Here is a 14,506-nt window from a genome sequence, read left to right as displayed (position 1 = left end):
TCAAAACGCTCTGTATCGGTGGCTCTCCGTACTCATCCCGCAAATCCTCAGCTATCAGAGCCGCCGGCAGAATGCCTAGCTCATGCAACCGTCGCTCGGCAGTGCGCTTCGTATCGGCCTTGCCGACAGTCTTGAGGTGCTGGAACGCCAGCTCGGTATTCCAAACTTGATCGCCAAAATTGAGAACGGCTTCCTCATCATTTGTTTGTCGCATTTCGCGCATTCCAATTTATCTACATTCTGAACTAGAGGGATTGCAATAACACGAGCCATTTCAATCCGCCACATGCATATTGCGACAATCGGGACGGGTCCTTAAGATTTTAAAGACACGCGCTCGACGCCTGTGAAAAACTGTCCCGCGCGTCCCAACGTGGAGAAGAAGGACCAAAATGCGACTTAGTCGCTCCCCCGGATGTCAAGCACGATGGAAGAAAGCAGTTATCAAAGGGCGGACGCAGGTCGCCGAAGCGAACGCTATCACCGCGACAGGTAGCATGGCCTTGGATCAACCTTCACCATTGAACGCGCCGACGGCCTTACCCTTATGTTAGATTTAGCAACATCGATCGTCTCGTCGCCCTGGGCATTTGCCACCGATTCGCTTTGGTAGACACCTGAACTGTCAACTCCCGCCATCGCATGTTCTCGCCCCAGTTAAATCAGGAGGGCATGCTTCAGGAAAGCCGCAACTCAACTACCATCCGCCAATCGGCCGTGAACAAACCGTCACGCCGTTATTGGTGAGCCCGTTTCTGTCATTCGTCTGCCGAGCGCGCAAGTTCGCTTCGGACGATTGAGTAATATAGCCGGAGGGAGGGTATGGCCGTCGCTAGTCGTTCAAATACGGCGTCGAGGGGCGTCAAGGTCTTATCGTATTTCCCTGAGAGAAACCTGGCGTGCAACTCAAGATCTGCCGGTCGGGCGCTTTCGACAACTGTAAAGACAGGCGACGGTTCCGTCCTGCCCTTTACGACAATACGGTCTAGCTCGACCACGGCGTAAGCCCCCCTGACAAGCCGTGCGGTCTCCTCGCCGAGCAGAATAGCCACCCCGTAGTTCTTCGATGCGCCTTCAAGCCGCGAGGCCAGATTGACGGAATCGCCGAGACATGAATAGTCGAAGCGCCGGTTCGACCCCATGTTGCCCACGACACATTCCCCCGTGTTGATGCCGACGCCCATCTTCAGCACATGCAGGGGCGCGCCACTTGCTTGGGCCTCCGCCTCGAGCTCCTTGTTGAGCTTGCCAATAGCGGCCTGCATTGCAAGCGATGCTTCAACAGCGTGGAGCGCGTGCTTGGGGTCATCGAGCGGTGCGTTCCAGAATGCCATGATGCAGTCGCCCATGTATTTGTCGATCGTGCCGCCGTGATCCATGACGATATCGGAAAGTGGCGTCAGCAACCGGTTGATCAAGCCGGTCAGCTTTTGCGGATCGTCCTTCATCGTTTCGGCAATCGTCGTGAAACCACGGACGTCGGAGAAGAGAACTGACAGCGTTCGTCTTTCTCCGCCGAGCTTCAGTTGCGAAGGATCGTCAGAGAGCTTTTTTACAAGGTCGGGCGAAAGGTACTGCGAAAAGGCTCGCGTAATGCGTTGCTTGTTCCTGCGCTCCTCGGCAAAATCGAAAGCCGCTTGGCCAAATGCGACGGACGCGAACGCGACGGTCGGCCCTAACGGCGATATGAAAAAATGGCCGAACCGTAGACCGGCATAACAAAGTAGCGCGAATGCGAATATCGCAACAACGGTTGCGATCAGCGTCGGCCAGCCCGTTGATTTCCAGACCGTTGCGGCAGCGAGTGCTGCCGCAAGCAGGACGAGGCCGACAAAGGGTACGGTACCCGTGCGGGTAATCGACATGCGCTGGCGCAAATTATCATAGATCGTTGCCTGGATTTCGACGCCAGCCGTAAGCTTGTCCGTATGCATCGTGTAGGGTGTGGCAAAGGCGTCGGCACCACCCTTGTCGATCTCCGGCGCGTTCTGAAGGCTAAGGCCGACCAGGACAACGCGGTCCTTGAAGGTGCCTTCGGGAAGGAAATTCTTCGGGTCGAGCGCCTGATAGTAGGAGACCGTCGGATAGCTTCGCGCCGGACCGAAGGATTGGATCATCGCGCCTGGCGGGACTGAGACAGCGCCGTTGCCGGCGGCTCTGAGAAGCGTGATGGCAAAACCATCCTCATAGATCGGGACTGTGCGGAAAACACCGTCCCCACCAAGCTCGATGGAGGCAATGCCCGTACGGGCGCCGGCCGCGGTCAGTTGCGGCAGTGGGGTCGCCCGCACGAGCTGGTCGGCTTGCGGTGTCTCGATCAGCGTTTCGTCGCCAGCAAGCACGATGTCCGGGCCGACTGCGGCCGTAATCGCCGCGTCGTTCTCCTGCGTGGAAGGCTCCGCCATGATGATGTCGAGACCGATCGCTTTTGCGCCAGCCGCTCTCAGCTGCCGGATCAACTCGGCATGCAGACTGCGCGGCCAGGGCCACTGCGCATTGATCGCAGCGAGTGAAGGCTCGTCGATTGCCACGATCACCGGCCCCTCCTCCGGTGGCAGCAGCCCGTCGACGGTCGACAAGTAGTCGAAAGACTTGAGCTCCAGCAGCGGCCACGCCGGCAGGCGCGAAAGCAGGGAAAATCCGATAAGCGTCACGAGAATGAGGATAAGCAGGCGAAGGCCGCGGTTACTGAACGGCCAACCGGGAAGCACTGTCGATTGGCCGGGGGGCGCGGTGTTGTTCATCAGAACCGAACTTTGAAAGTGCCCTTGACGGCACGGCCCCAACCGGGAACGCCAGGACTTATCTCAAAATTCTCATCGAGCAGGTTGAACGCTGCGACCTCAAGAGCAAAGCGCTTGTCGAACGGCTCCCAGATCATATTGGCATCAAGCGTCCAAAAGTCGTCGAGCTCCGTGCCTAGGTCGTCACCATCCCGTTTGCCTATATAATTGGCGGCGATTGTCGCTTTCACATTCGCTTCATTGACCCAGGTTAGGGCCACTTGACCGGAGTTTTGCGGAATGAACGGAAGGTCACCGCCAAAGTTGGCGCTTGTTTCGTCATTGTCTTCCGACTCCATGCGGGCATAGGTCGCTGAAAGACCGAACCCATTGCCCAGCGCCACATTCGCGGTGATGCTTGCCCGGTCAAGGCTCCCTCGTGTCAGAGGCAGGCTGTCGATCGCCGGCAACGCCGTCAGCGGAAACCCGATCGTCATGTCATGCAGTTCCTGGTGCTGATAGCCCATGGACGTGAAGAACTTGTCGGACCATTGGGAATCCCATTGCAGGGCCACGGTATCGACATAACCATCGATACCGACCGCAATCTGATTGGGCTGCAGTCCCACGATGCCGATCGGGGCAAGTGTCGGCACGCCTGTTTCGACACTCTGGCGCATGAATGCAGCGCGCAACCACTGATCCTCGACCGGCACCCAGGCGAGGCCCAATCGTGGCTCCAGGCGACTGACGTCGATACCATCTCCCTCCAGCCGCGTGGCATGGAGAGCATATTCCGCCTTCAGGTCCGGCGTAATCTCATGCAGTAGGTCCACATAAGCCCGTGCCAGATTTGTTCTGCTCGACGCTTCGTCCGGGCCCGTCGTGATATCGGGGACAAAACCAGGGACCAACTCGTAAAGCTCGTTGAAGCTGCTGCTATGGGTGTCAATCCATCCTCCCTCGACGCCGTATCGCCAGGTTAGGCCATTGTCTGTGCCGAAACTGTGACTGACGGCTGCGACATAGCTCTTGGACGAGAGACTTTCCCGGTTTTGCACAAACGGCAGTAAGCTCGGTGTCGTCACCCCGAATATCGGTGACTGATCGAATTCGAAGTCATTTGCGCTCTTGGACTTCACGTCTGCATAAAGAAGCGCAGCATTCACGACATTGCGATAGCCGAACGTGTGGCTCCAGCCAATCCCGCTGTTGAGATTATCCAGACTGTTGTGCTGACTGCGATAGAGCGGCAATTCAGGCGGTGCCACCGGCACGCCGAAGACGGGGATAAAGAACTCAGCATTCAGCCGGATCGACGGCGATGGATCGAGCGTCAATGAATTTAGGTCAAAATCGCTGCTGGTCTGGTTGACGAACGCGACCACGCGATCCTCTGGGGTGAGAGTGGCCGTCAGGTATCCATTGGCGTTCAGCAGCTTGGTCTCGGTGGAGAAGCTGCCAGAGTTGGGATAGCTTCCCTCAGCTGGTATTTCTTCCCACTCGAAACTGCCGAGGAAGCTGATCGGTATCGTCTGGTTGGCAAAGCCCTGGATCTCGGCTTCACCGATGCGTCCCGTGTGACCGCCGACGCTGTTGATGCCGCCACCAACAGCGCCTTCAATGAACGGGGTGTTCAGCAACGTCGCAGACCTCGATCGGCCCGACAACATGTGCGGGTCGAGCAGCAGTCCTTGAAAAAGCGACGAAAAGCTTGTCGCATTGCTCGTGTTTTCGATCACGCTATCGCCAAAGGTAATCGCATTCTTGAACGGATTGATACTGCCCTTGAGGGCCTGATCCACAAAGCCGCTGCCTTCGAACGGATCAAAAACCGCATCGCCATAATATCGCCCCCAGGCATCGAGCCCCTGCAGACGAAAGGCGTTGTTGAGCGTGGAGCCGGCATCCTGGTTGGCTCCAAGCGCGCTGAAATCTCCACCGCGGGCGCGCGCCCGCCTTAAAAACTCCTGGGCGTTTGCGATCGCTCCATCAGCGTCGTAGTCGTCAATGGCAACAGCAGTTCGAAATGCCGAGATGACGGGATCGTTCTTGTCCAGCCGATCGGCATTTTCGACAGCCTGATTTGAAGGATCCCGATCGCCTCGTTCATAGTGGCCTGCCGCCAGCATGAGCTGCGCTTGCGAATAGCCCGGATTGGCCGTCGATGCAGCAAGAAGATCCTCGATCGCCTTGTCCCGTTCGCCCGATTGGAGATAGTAGCGTCCACGGGCAAGAAGGCCGATGTCGAAGGCTGGATCGGCGGCCAATGCCAGGTCGATCTCGCGTTTTGCTTCCTTCATGCGTGATTGATCGAGATAAAGGATGGCAAGATTGGCGTGGCTGATCGGGTCGTCCGGATCGAGCTCAATCGCCTTCTTGAGGGCCGCCTCCGCCTCGCGGCTGGCGCCCCTCGCATCCTGAAGCAGACCGAGATCATTCCAGGCCATCGATGAACCCGGCGCCACTTTGATCGCATTGTTCAGGTCTTCAAGTGCGCCGTCGAGGTTCCCCTCGAAATCGGCGCGCACGCGCGCGCGGGCCTGTAACCCATCAGGGTCCGTCGGATCGATCGAAAGCGAACGCGCGATCGCCTCACGCATCTGGACCTGGTCATTGATCAAGATCGCAAGCTGCGCGCGCAGCGCCGGCAGCTGCGAATCCGCCGGGTAGCGTGCTTCCGCGTCCTTTATAATCTTGATCGCGGCGGGAATATCCTCGAGAAAGCCGGCGGTATAGGCCTTCATCACCGCTGCGTAAGGACCGGTAATGGTCGCTGGCGGCTTCTCCACGTGATCGGGATCGCGTAGCGATCGCGAATAGTAGCCTCCATAGGCTGCAATGCTGCGGCGCTCAGGATCGAGTGCCGGCTCAGCCTTCGAAAACAGCCTTGCCGCTTCATCGTAGCGTTTCTCCGCGCCCGCAATCAGCGCTTCGATCAGATCGGCGCGGGCGCGTTGGCTGGCTGAAAGCTTCAACGCCCGGGCCTTGGCCAACGACTTGAGCGCCTGCTGACGCCCATCGAACGACATCTGTACCTCCGCAAGCGTCAGCCAGTCCTCTGACGTTCTTGCTTCCGGTGCCTTGGCTTCGATACGGCTGCGTTCGGATCGCATTTTTTGCATTGGCAGCGGCGAGGCGGGCATGAACGTAAAGCCGCTGCGCAATGTCAGATAAAACAGCATCTGCTCGCGATCGTCTGGAGCAACGATGATCAGCTTTCTGGGTGCCTGCCCAATCGTCGCAACAGCCGCTTCGCCTTGCGCGACTTCGACACTGCCTTGCTCGTTCTTGAGCTCAACCCGCCCCTCAAGCACAATTAGCGATGTCTGGTCGCCCTTGACCGTCATCGTCCAGTCGGTCCCGCGAATGGCGGCGGCTGCGGCCGGCGTCTCCACTGTCAGTGCCTGACCGCCGCGCTGCGCGCGCGCCCACATCGTGCCGGATTGCAGATTGAGAACCGTGTCGCCATCGGCAGCCATCTGCTTGACCTGCAGGGCAGAATTGCGACCCAGGCGAACCTGCGTGTGATCGGCAAACAGGATCGCCAGCTGACCATTGGCATTGGTGCGCAACACGTCGCCGCCGAGAAGGTCTTGATGAAGAGCGACGTTCTGCCAGCTGGAAAGATCGACGAAGCGAACTTCTTCCCCCGTCTTGCGGTCGATGACCGAACCTGCAGCCCGGGCCGTGCGCCGAAGAGGCTCCGCCTCGGCTGGATGCGTCAGACAAAACGCAACCAGCGCGATCGCCGCGCCCCCGCACACGTATCTCGCAAATCGACCCCTCATGTCGCAAGGATTTGTCTACCTGTACTTGAAAAGTCAAGCGTGATGTCAGAAGGCGACTTGCTTTGCATGGCAAGTGTAATATCAAGGAAACACTTCGGCGCGGGGGGACAGCGTGAGCGATTTTGAGAATGCCTCAGATTATCTGGTCAGCACACCTTCGACCGACGACGTGAGCTCTGAGTATTTTGACCATATCAAGAAGATCAATGACATCTTCTACGACCAAATCAAGATCTCCGATCAGAAGGCCGCCTATATCTTCACTTTTATGCTCGCCTTTTTGGTAACGTCCAGCGAGGGACGTGAGGTGTTTACCTGGGGTCGCTATGCCCAAGGCACGCCACAGGGTATAATTTTCTCCGGCGCCTTGGCATTGGCGTCAATCGTTTCCATCCTCTCGGCGATTCTCGTCGTGCTGCCGCGTCACGTGAACTCGTCGACGTCTCTTTTCTGGGGATCTTGGCCCAAGCATCGTGGTCACTTTCGCGAGGCGGCAACGAAGCGCGATAAGGGCTATCTGTTCGAACAGTACATTGAGAATGCCGATATACTCTCAACCATAGCACGTGGAAAATACCGCTGCGTCACCTTCGCATTCCGGGCATTGATGGTCACCGTGATCGCCTACATCCTTCTGCTGGTGAGCACGTAGTCGGTGAAAACGGTCGCTACTGATCCCAGCCGGTAAACAAGCAAGCGAACCCGCCGTTGGTTGCCACCATTCCCTCGGCCTATTCGCATTGGCTGCGGCCGATAGCCTGGTAGTCGCCTTGGCGGGTCGCGTACCGGCTAGCCGCCTGCCTTGGCAACTGTTGCGTTCTTTATGCCCTTCGTGACGACGTTTGGCCGCTACGGCACAAACTTGACGAATTGTCCAAGCTCGCAAAAGCGAACGGCTTTCGCATGTGGAGGAACGCCGTCTCTTTCTTCCAGGGCTGGATCATGGCACGAGGAGACGGCAATCCGCTCGGTCTCAAAAAAATGCAGGCAACCTGCGCGAACCTGGGTGAACATGAGATCGATAAGTCCTGCTACCTCGGCCTTATGGGGGAAGGTTACATGCAAATGGGAGACCTGAAGCAGGCAGCAGACACTCTGGATGAAGCACTCAAGCTCGTTAAACACACAGGCGAAAACTACTTCACGGCTGAGCTCCTGCGATTGCGCGGTGACGTTGAACGTCGCTCGGGCGATAAAACGAGCGCGGAGCAACATTATCTACAAGAAGCGATCGCCTTTGCTCGCAGCGATTGCGTGTACGCGCCGCTAGCCGGGCGTGCACCTTCCCTCGTCGAGTAGATATCGGCGCGGCGCAACGGCAGACTGATCTCGGGATCATCGCTGATTTGGGTCATGGTCTGCGGTGTGGGTCACAAGCTGGCAACGCAGCGTCAGCCATCATTATTATGCGGGCTTCTCCAACGACAGGGTTGGCCCCAGCCTCTGACCAATCCCGCTGACGTCAACAAGATCCACGGACATGCCCGGGAATTTATCGAGCGTATCGCGTATGGCGTTTGCCTCCATCAGATTGAAGGCAGTAGACAGTGCGTCTGCGCTGGCTGCGTCTGAAGCAATGACGCTTACCCGCCGATATAGCCTCGGCACCACACCCGTCCTTGGATGGAGAATATGTCCGAACCGTCCCGCTTCGTCGAATGAGAAGCCCGTTTGGCTCGAGGTTGCGACCGCCCGATTGACGATCGGAAGAACCGTATCCGGATCCAAACTGTCTTCGTATGCCGCAAGACCCACACGCCACGGGTCTCCATCAGACTGAGCTCCGATCGCACGCGTTTCACCCATGTCGACGAGGCTGCTGGTGATACCGGCGTCACGAAGCATATCGACCACCCGGTCCGTGATGAACCCTTGGGCCACGCCGTTCAGCGTCATGGCCATTTGCGGACGGGAAAACGCGATCCGGCCCGAGCCAAATCTTAACGCATCGAAACCGACGCGACGAAGATGTGCGTTCAAGACGCCTTTATCCGGACGATCCTCGCCGACGCCAGGCGACGCAAAATGATCGCGATAGAGCTTCCAGACGGGCTGAACAGTCGGATCAAACAGACCGCCGGTCGCTTCAAAGAACGTCAAGCATTTTTCGACGAGGGCCACAAGCTCCGGCGGTGGCGCAGCAAGGCCGCCAACGCGGTTCAGTTCGACAAGGCTCGAATCGTCCCTGTACAGGCTGAAGATCCTTTCCAGCCGGGCCACTTCGGCCACGATGGCTTCGATCAGCCGCTTGGCCCTTTTCGCATCATGATCGTTCAAGATCAGCTTGGCGGGAGCCCCAAGCGCCTGACCGCTCCAGACGAATGCTGACGTAGCCGCCCTTGCCGCCGTGCCAGATAAAAGTAAAGGCAAGCCGCCCACAGCTGCAAAAATGCCGATCGCACGCCGGCGTGTGACCACCTTATCCATTGCTCCCAACCTTTGCATTCTGAGACGGCTCGGATGTCGATTGCAGCACGTCGTGATCAGCGATTTCCTCGAAAGTGAGCACTTTGCCACCGTTCTTCTGAGCAAAGGCGTCGGCATCGGCACGGAGCGAGAACGGGACGGTCTCCGGCGCACCCATGCCGCCATGCACCTGGCTGCCGACCACGTAGAACGCCGTCTTGGCATCGATCCAGTTCAAAGGTCCGGGCGCCTCCCAGCTGTCGGCGTGGCTCATATCCGAGACGTAGAAGGCCGCGATATCTTTCGGTTCCTCCGGAAGCTTTGTGAAAGCCACGGCATCGCGGGACGAACTGAACCAGACCGGCTCCCCCCCGCTCTTCAGAATGATCTGGCCCTTGGGGCCAGGATGTTCCAGGACGTTCATCCCGCAAAAGTGGTCGACGGCCTCCGATGTCAGTTCGACGGGCTTTGGGATCGTCGTCTCGGCCTTTTCGCAACCTGTGAGGAAAAGTGCCGCGAGCGTGAATGATATGGCGATGAGACGGGTCACAGTTCCCTCCAGGAGAAACGAAGCATTGCGAGCAAAAGGGGAATGACAACCCACAGCATGAGCGAGGTTACCAAAAGCCCCGGCGTGAGCATCGAATTGGCGGCGACGCCCGCGATTGCCGATACCGATCCGGCCGTCTGTGATCCGAGATTGAGAAGTCGGTAGGCGTCCGTGGGATTGCCGATCAGAAGAGCGCTCAGCAGTCCCGGTGAAAAGCCCTCCCCCTTTGTCGAGACAAGGGCGCCAAGCAGGCCCATGTCATAGATGATCACGAAAAACAGCCAGATACCCAAGGCCATGCCACCAGCCGTGCTGCGCTGCGTGACGGACGCGCTGACCAGATAGCCGATCGCGATAAAGACCGTACCCAGCAAAATGGAAGATCCGATCATCGAGGCGAATGCGATCCAGCTTTCAGGATCAACCGCAGTACCTGCAACGACCAAGGCTGCGCCGGCTGCTCCGTATCCCACGAAGGTCGCGACAGAGAGAATGAGCGTGTGGCCTAGGAACTTCCCGAGAACGACCTGTTTGCGTCCGACTGGATAGCTGAGAAGAAGAAGCAGGGTGCCACGTTCCATTTCGCCGACGATGGCGTCGTGTGCAAGAAGCAGCGCAATCAGCGGAACCAGGAAGATCGTGAGACTTGAGAGACTGACGATGACAATGTCGAGCCGGCCGGCCCCGACATTTCCTGTCGGAGCGCTTCCGAGAAAGGAGAGTGTCAATGCGAGCGAGGCAAGCAACAGCGTGACCGCAACCACCCAGCGGTTTCTGAGGCCCTCCTGTATCTCCTTGCGCGCGATGATCAGTATGTTTTTCACGGCTTTCTTCCCTGTCCTTGAAGGAAATGCGCGTACACGTCGTCGAGCGTCGGCTCGATGATCGTCATGCTGGTCAGTGCGTCCGGATCAGACGTTACCGCAGAGATCACCGCTATCTTTTCCCTGTGATCGATATCGGCCTCCAGAAACTGGTCTGTTCGTTGCAGCCATTTGACCGAGCCGCGTGACCACGTCTCGACGGCGGCGTTGGCGCTTGGTTTGAAGCGGATGTGCGTTGGAAGGCAGGCAATCCGTCGAAGCTCGTCCAGGCTACCGTCGGCGATCTTGCGTCCGCGGTTGACGATAATCACGCGTTCGGCCCTTTCCTCCAATTCGCTGAGAGCATGTGAGGAAAGCAGGACCGTTGTTCCCTTGCGCTTGAACTGAAGGATCAGGTCGTAAAAGCTTCGCCTGAGAGCCGGATCGAGCCCGCTCGTCGGCTCGTCCAAAAGCAGAAGCCGGGGCTCTCCCAGCAGCGCTTGTGCCAATCCCAATCGTTGGCGCATGCCCTTTGAATAGGTTCTAACGGGCCTGTCTGCAGCGGATTTGGCAAGCCCGACAAGATCGAACAGGTCCTGCCAATCGTTCATTGGAACGCGCTTCAGCCTGGCATAGAAGGAAAGGATCTCCCTTCCTGTCAGCGCCAGATGAAACGAGACGCTTTCCGGCAGGTATCCGACGTCCTTGCGGACGCTGAGATTGCCAAAAACGGGGTCCTCGCCCAGCACCCTTACGGTTCCGCCGGTCGGTCGGATGAGACCAAGGATCGCCTTGATGAGCGTTGTCTTTCCCGCCCCGTTGTGCCCGACCAGAGCCACCAGTTCCCCTTCGCCCAGCGAAAAGGAGATGTCCTCGATGGCATGCACGTCTTTATAGAGCTTCGAGACGTTCTTGAGACAGATCGTCGATGTCATTTTGTTGCGTCCTTCCCAAAAGGAGGAGCCATCAGCGGCTTGCTGTCGATGACGCCGCCAGGCAACAGTGAGGGAAACTGGGCCTGCGCCCAGCGAATGATCTGTACGGCAGGACTTGTCGTCAAAATCTTCGCCTGCGGAGCGGTCCAAAGAACCGTGTCTACGATGTCGTTGGGACGGTAGGGGCTGTCTCCTATGCCGTCGCCATTAAGGTCGAACGAGGGGTTGTCGCTCCAGTAGTTTCCGCGACCGTTCTTCGACCAGTCAAGGTAGCGCGAGCCGACGTATTTCACCTGATCGCGATTGCCGATAAAGGCATTGCCGACAATCTCGTTGCCTTCCGAGCCGGCCGTGAAGTGAATCCCGACGGCGCAATTTTCAAAAAGGTTATCCTCAAGGACGTTGCGGTTGGCATTGTAGATGAAAACGCATTTCTCAGGCCCGAGCCGCGTTGCCTCACCGCCGAGGGAACCAGCTTCGATGCCCGGCATATCAGAGGTTTCCGATCGCGCTCCCCCCATGACCCATCGATCGGACGCCTGAAGACGGCCGATCACCTTGTTGCGCGAGATCGTCGATCCGTTCGCGAAGTTTAGGAGCAATCCATGATCCCGGTCACCGTCCGAAACATTGTCGGTGATCGTAAGCCGGCTTGAAAACATGATCGCATAGCCGACCAGGTTTCCCTCGGAGATGTTGCCGGTGATCTCGCTGTCGTTCGTATACATGTAGTGGATCGCGAACCTGAGATCGCGGAAACGGTTGTCCTTGAAAAGGTTCCGTTTGCTGGCATTCGTCGAGATGCCATCTTTTCCGAAGCTGATGTCGTTTTCGATGATCTTTGCGCCGGGAGCGTTCCACAGCGAAACACCGTTGCCGGCCTCGCTCATGCGTCCGCCAGCAATACCTTTGATGCGATTACGCAGAGCAATGGAACCAGCCGCACCGTGCAGATAGATGCCGTTGAGGTTGCCTGTGATTATATTGTCTTCGATCACCGCGCCGGTGGCCGACTGGCTAACGAAGATCCCGGAATCAAGTCCTGAAAGCTCGAAACCGGATCCCCTTATTTCCAATCCGCGTACCGTGGCATCCGGCGCGGACACCGTAACGACACTCCCCTTGCCATCGCCGAGGATGATTGCCCCTCGTTGCCCCTCCAGGACGATCGGCTTGTCGATGACCAGGCGACCGCGATAGGTGCCGGGAGCCAATTCTATCCTGTCTCCAGCAAAAGCCTCGTCGATAACGCGTTGCAGGGACAGGTCGCTATCCGGCGTCACGTGACGCTCGGCCGCAAAAACATATGCCGGAACGGCGGTCGTTGCGACCGCCATCCCGAATAGCGCTATCTTGGCAAGGAACGCCATCACGCGGCCTTTGGCTCGACCAGCATGCGCCCCTGCATCTCCATGTGCATCGCATGGCAGAACCACGAGCAGTAATACCAGTAGACACCTGGCTTGTCGGCCGTGAAGGTGACCGATGCGGTGGCTTGCGGAGCAACCTCCATCTGTATGCCGTAATTGACGATCGAGAAGCCGTGCGTCAGGTCCTCAACGTCGTCGATGTTGGTGATGTAGACCGTCACCTCGTCCCCCTGCTTGACGTTGAAGGACTCAAGACCGAACGCAGGCGCGGCCGAGGTCATGTAGACGCGCACCTTGTTTCCATCCCGGATTACCTGCGAGTCCGAAAGAAGATCTATGTTGTCCTTCTTTGCCTGGGCGACCGCGTCGGCAAAGAAGACGTCCTCACGGTTCCAGACATTGACCGGGTTGATCTTCGAGGAATGCACGATGGTCGCGTCATGCGGTTCGGCGAAGGTCGGGTTGTCGTGGACAAGAACCATCTTGTCGCCGGATATGTCGATCAGCTGATCGTTTTCCGGCTTCAGAGGGCCGACATTGAGATAGCGGTCCTTCGAGAACTTGTTCAGCGAGATCAGCCACTTTCCGTCTGCGTCCTTTGTCTGCCCCATCGACGTGTGATTGTGGCCCGGCTGGTACTGGACATCGATTTTCTGGCGGATCGGATCGACCTTCTCACCCTTGAACGCACGAATGGCGTCCTCGATGTTCCACTTGCACACCTGGCTGTCGATGAACAACGTCGTATAGGCGTTGCCTCGACCGTCATAGGCCGTGTGAAGCGGGCCGAGACCGAGCTGGGGTTCTGCGACAACCGTCTCCCGCGGCTTAATCTTGTCTTCGAAAAGATCATCGAACTTGCGAACGTCGAAGACGGTTACGGTCGGCGAGAGCTTGCCGTTGGCGACCACATGAATACCGTCAGGCGCGGTATTGATCCCGTGCGGGCTGTTCGAAACCGGAATGTAGCGGGTGTAGGCCGAGCCATGGCGGCCGTCCAGCACCGGCACCCCGCCAATCTTCTTGAAGTCTCCGCGCGCGACCGCATCCTCGATTCTCTTGAGGTTGAAGACGACCACCCAGTCCTGGTCCTTGGCCATCATCTCCGGAAGGTTGACGCCTTCTTCGGAGTTGTAGCATGTCGCAAAGCAATATTTGCCCTGATAGTCTGCATCGACGTTGTCGAGGTTGCCATCAACGATGATCTGCCAGGCGACTTCCATCGTTTCGCCGTCAACAGCAGTGAAGACAGCGTGATACTGCTTGGGATCGTCCAGAACCTTGCCGTCATTCGGTATAGGAACGCGATCTTCGCCGTTGCAGAACACATATCCCGTCTTGGGGTACTTCTGGACGCGAAGGCCGTGAACGGTATGCTGGTTGGGAAGTTCGATGATCTTGTCGCACTTCATCACGTCGAGACGGATTCGGCAGACGCGGGTATTCGCCTTGTCGTTTGCAAACAGGTACCGGCCGTCATAGGTGCCGTCCGTAAACGATGGATGCGGATGGTGCAGATCACCGTTTTGGTAAACACCACCGCGCGTCGCCAGGAATTCGCGGGTCTGCGGAAGCAGGCCCTCGGTCAGGACCTTGCGGCTTTCATTGGTCAATCCCCAGCCGGTCGCGCTGCAGCGGTTGTAAACCGGGATACGCATGAGTTCTCTCATCGAAGGAAGCCCGACAACGCGCACCTCGCCCGACTGGCCGCCGGAAACGAACACGTAGTATTCATCCAGTTCACCTGGCTCGACCAGGTGATCCAGGCCTTCGGCATGAGCAGCCGTCGCCATGGCACCAGACAGCGTCAGGGCGCCGCCGACACCAGCGGCACCCGCAGCCGCAGCAAACGCCGTGGTTCCCAGCAACTGTCGTCGATTAAACAGCGGATTCTTCGTTTCTGTGGTCATTTCCGTCTCCTTTTTTGA

At 57.9% G+C, this 14,506-nt stretch carries 11 protein-coding genes; 3 read left to right on the top strand and 8 right to left on the bottom strand.

What is annotated here, in order from left to right; translation table 11 throughout:
* Window positions 1-82: 82 nt before the first annotated feature.
* Window positions 83-244 (top strand): hypothetical protein, encoded by a 162-nt coding sequence (locus ATY79_RS31175; protein ID WP_210421416.1) that lies wholly within the window; start codon window positions 83-85, stop codon window positions 242-244.
* A gap of 514 nt (window positions 245-758) precedes the next feature.
* Here ATY79_RS31175 and ATY79_RS28950 read toward each other — a convergent pair.
* Complete coding sequence (locus ATY79_RS28950) at window positions 759-2,744, bottom strand: adenylate/guanylate cyclase domain-containing protein (RefSeq protein ID WP_088705657.1); 1,986 nt, start codon at window positions 2,742-2,744, stop codon at window positions 759-761.
* On the bottom strand, window positions 2,744-6,514 hold the full coding sequence (locus ATY79_RS28945; protein WP_088705656.1) for a FecR domain-containing protein: 3,771 nt from the start codon (window positions 6,512-6,514) through the stop codon (window positions 2,744-2,746). The genes ATY79_RS28950 and ATY79_RS28945 overlap by 1 nt, the downstream gene beginning before the upstream one ends.
* 112 nt (window positions 6,515-6,626) lie before the next feature.
* On the opposite strand from ATY79_RS28945, the gene ATY79_RS28940 reads away from it, so the two are divergent.
* Together ATY79_RS28940 and ATY79_RS28935 are read left to right on the top strand one after the other, a co-directional pair.
* Window positions 6,627-7,166 carry a Pycsar system effector family protein gene (locus ATY79_RS28940; protein ID WP_088705655.1) on the top strand — a complete coding sequence of 180 codons (540 nt, stop codon included), beginning with the start codon at window positions 6,627-6,629 and terminating at the stop codon, window positions 7,164-7,166.
* Between the two features lie 218 nt (window positions 7,167-7,384).
* On the top strand, window positions 7,385-7,813 hold the full coding sequence (locus ATY79_RS28935) for a tetratricopeptide repeat protein (RefSeq protein WP_088705654.1): 429 nt from the start codon (window positions 7,385-7,387) through the stop codon (window positions 7,811-7,813).
* Between the two features lie 105 nt (window positions 7,814-7,918).
* Here the strand turns inward: ATY79_RS28935 and ATY79_RS28930 are convergent, their stop codons facing one another.
* Genes ATY79_RS28930 through nosZ form a run of 6 tightly spaced genes read right to left on the bottom strand, consistent with a single transcriptional unit; the run spans window position 7,919 to window position 14,488 of the window.
* Entirely contained in the window at window positions 7,919-8,941 is a 1,023-nt protein-coding gene (locus ATY79_RS28930) for an FAD:protein FMN transferase (protein WP_088705653.1), read from the bottom strand.
* Window positions 8,934-9,470 carry a nitrous oxide reductase accessory protein NosL gene (locus tag ATY79_RS28925; protein WP_245312469.1) on the bottom strand — a complete coding sequence of 179 codons (537 nt, stop codon included), beginning with the start codon at window positions 9,468-9,470 and terminating at the stop codon, window positions 8,934-8,936. Before ATY79_RS28925 ends, ATY79_RS28930 begins: the two co-directional genes overlap by 8 nt.
* Window positions 9,467-10,294, bottom strand: coding sequence for an ABC transporter permease subunit (locus tag ATY79_RS28920; RefSeq protein ID WP_088705652.1), 828 nt, complete (start codon window positions 10,292-10,294; stop codon window positions 9,467-9,469). The genes ATY79_RS28925 and ATY79_RS28920 overlap by 4 nt, the downstream gene beginning before the upstream one ends.
* Window positions 10,291-11,208 (bottom strand): ABC transporter ATP-binding protein, encoded by a 918-nt coding sequence (locus tag ATY79_RS28915; RefSeq protein WP_088705651.1) that lies wholly within the window; start codon window positions 11,206-11,208, stop codon window positions 10,291-10,293. Before ATY79_RS28915 ends, ATY79_RS28920 begins: the two co-directional genes overlap by 4 nt.
* Complete coding sequence (locus ATY79_RS28910; RefSeq protein WP_088705700.1) at window positions 11,205-12,578, bottom strand: nitrous oxide reductase family maturation protein NosD; 1,374 nt, start codon at window positions 12,576-12,578, stop codon at window positions 11,205-11,207. Before ATY79_RS28910 ends, ATY79_RS28915 begins: the two co-directional genes overlap by 4 nt.
* The gene (gene nosZ / locus ATY79_RS28905; RefSeq protein WP_088705650.1) at window positions 12,578-14,488 is read right to left on the bottom strand and encodes a TAT-dependent nitrous-oxide reductase; all 1,911 of its coding nucleotides are present in this window, start codon (window positions 14,486-14,488) and stop codon (window positions 12,578-12,580) included. The genes ATY79_RS28910 and nosZ overlap by 1 nt, the downstream gene beginning before the upstream one ends.
* Between the last annotated feature and the right edge of the window lie 18 nt (window positions 14,489-14,506).

The sequence above is a fragment of the Rhizobium sp. R693 genome, from assembly GCF_002211315.1.
Taxonomy (GTDB): domain Bacteria; phylum Pseudomonadota; class Alphaproteobacteria; order Rhizobiales; family Rhizobiaceae; genus Rhizobium.
The sequence above is the reverse complement of the archived record's forward strand: the minus strand, read 5'-3'. Positions and strand labels throughout refer to the sequence as shown.

Excerpts from the sequence above, each read along its gene's own strand:
- ATY79_RS28950 (WP_088705657.1), bottom strand. The coding sequence starts at position 2,744 with ATGAACAACACCGCGCCCCCCGGCCAATCGACAGTGCTTCCCGGTTGG.
- ATY79_RS28945 (WP_088705656.1), bottom strand. The coding sequence starts at position 6,514 with ATGAGGGGTCGATTTGCGAGATACGTGTGCGGGGGCGCGGCGATCGCG.
- ATY79_RS28915 (WP_088705651.1), bottom strand. The coding sequence starts at position 11,208 with ATGACATCGACGATCTGTCTCAAGAACGTCTCGAAGCTCTATAAAGAC.
- ATY79_RS31175 (WP_210421416.1), top strand. The coding sequence starts at position 83 with ATGCAACCGTCGCTCGGCAGTGCGCTTCGTATCGGCCTTGCCGACAGT.
- ATY79_RS28930 (WP_088705653.1), bottom strand. The coding sequence starts at position 8,941 with ATGGATAAGGTGGTCACACGCCGGCGTGCGATCGGCATTTTTGCAGCT.
- ATY79_RS28910 (WP_088705700.1), bottom strand. The coding sequence starts at position 12,578 with ATGGCGTTCCTTGCCAAGATAGCGCTATTCGGGATGGCGGTCGCAACG.
- nosZ (WP_088705650.1), bottom strand. The coding sequence starts at position 14,488 with ATGACCACAGAAACGAAGAATCCGCTGTTTAATCGACGACAGTTGCTG.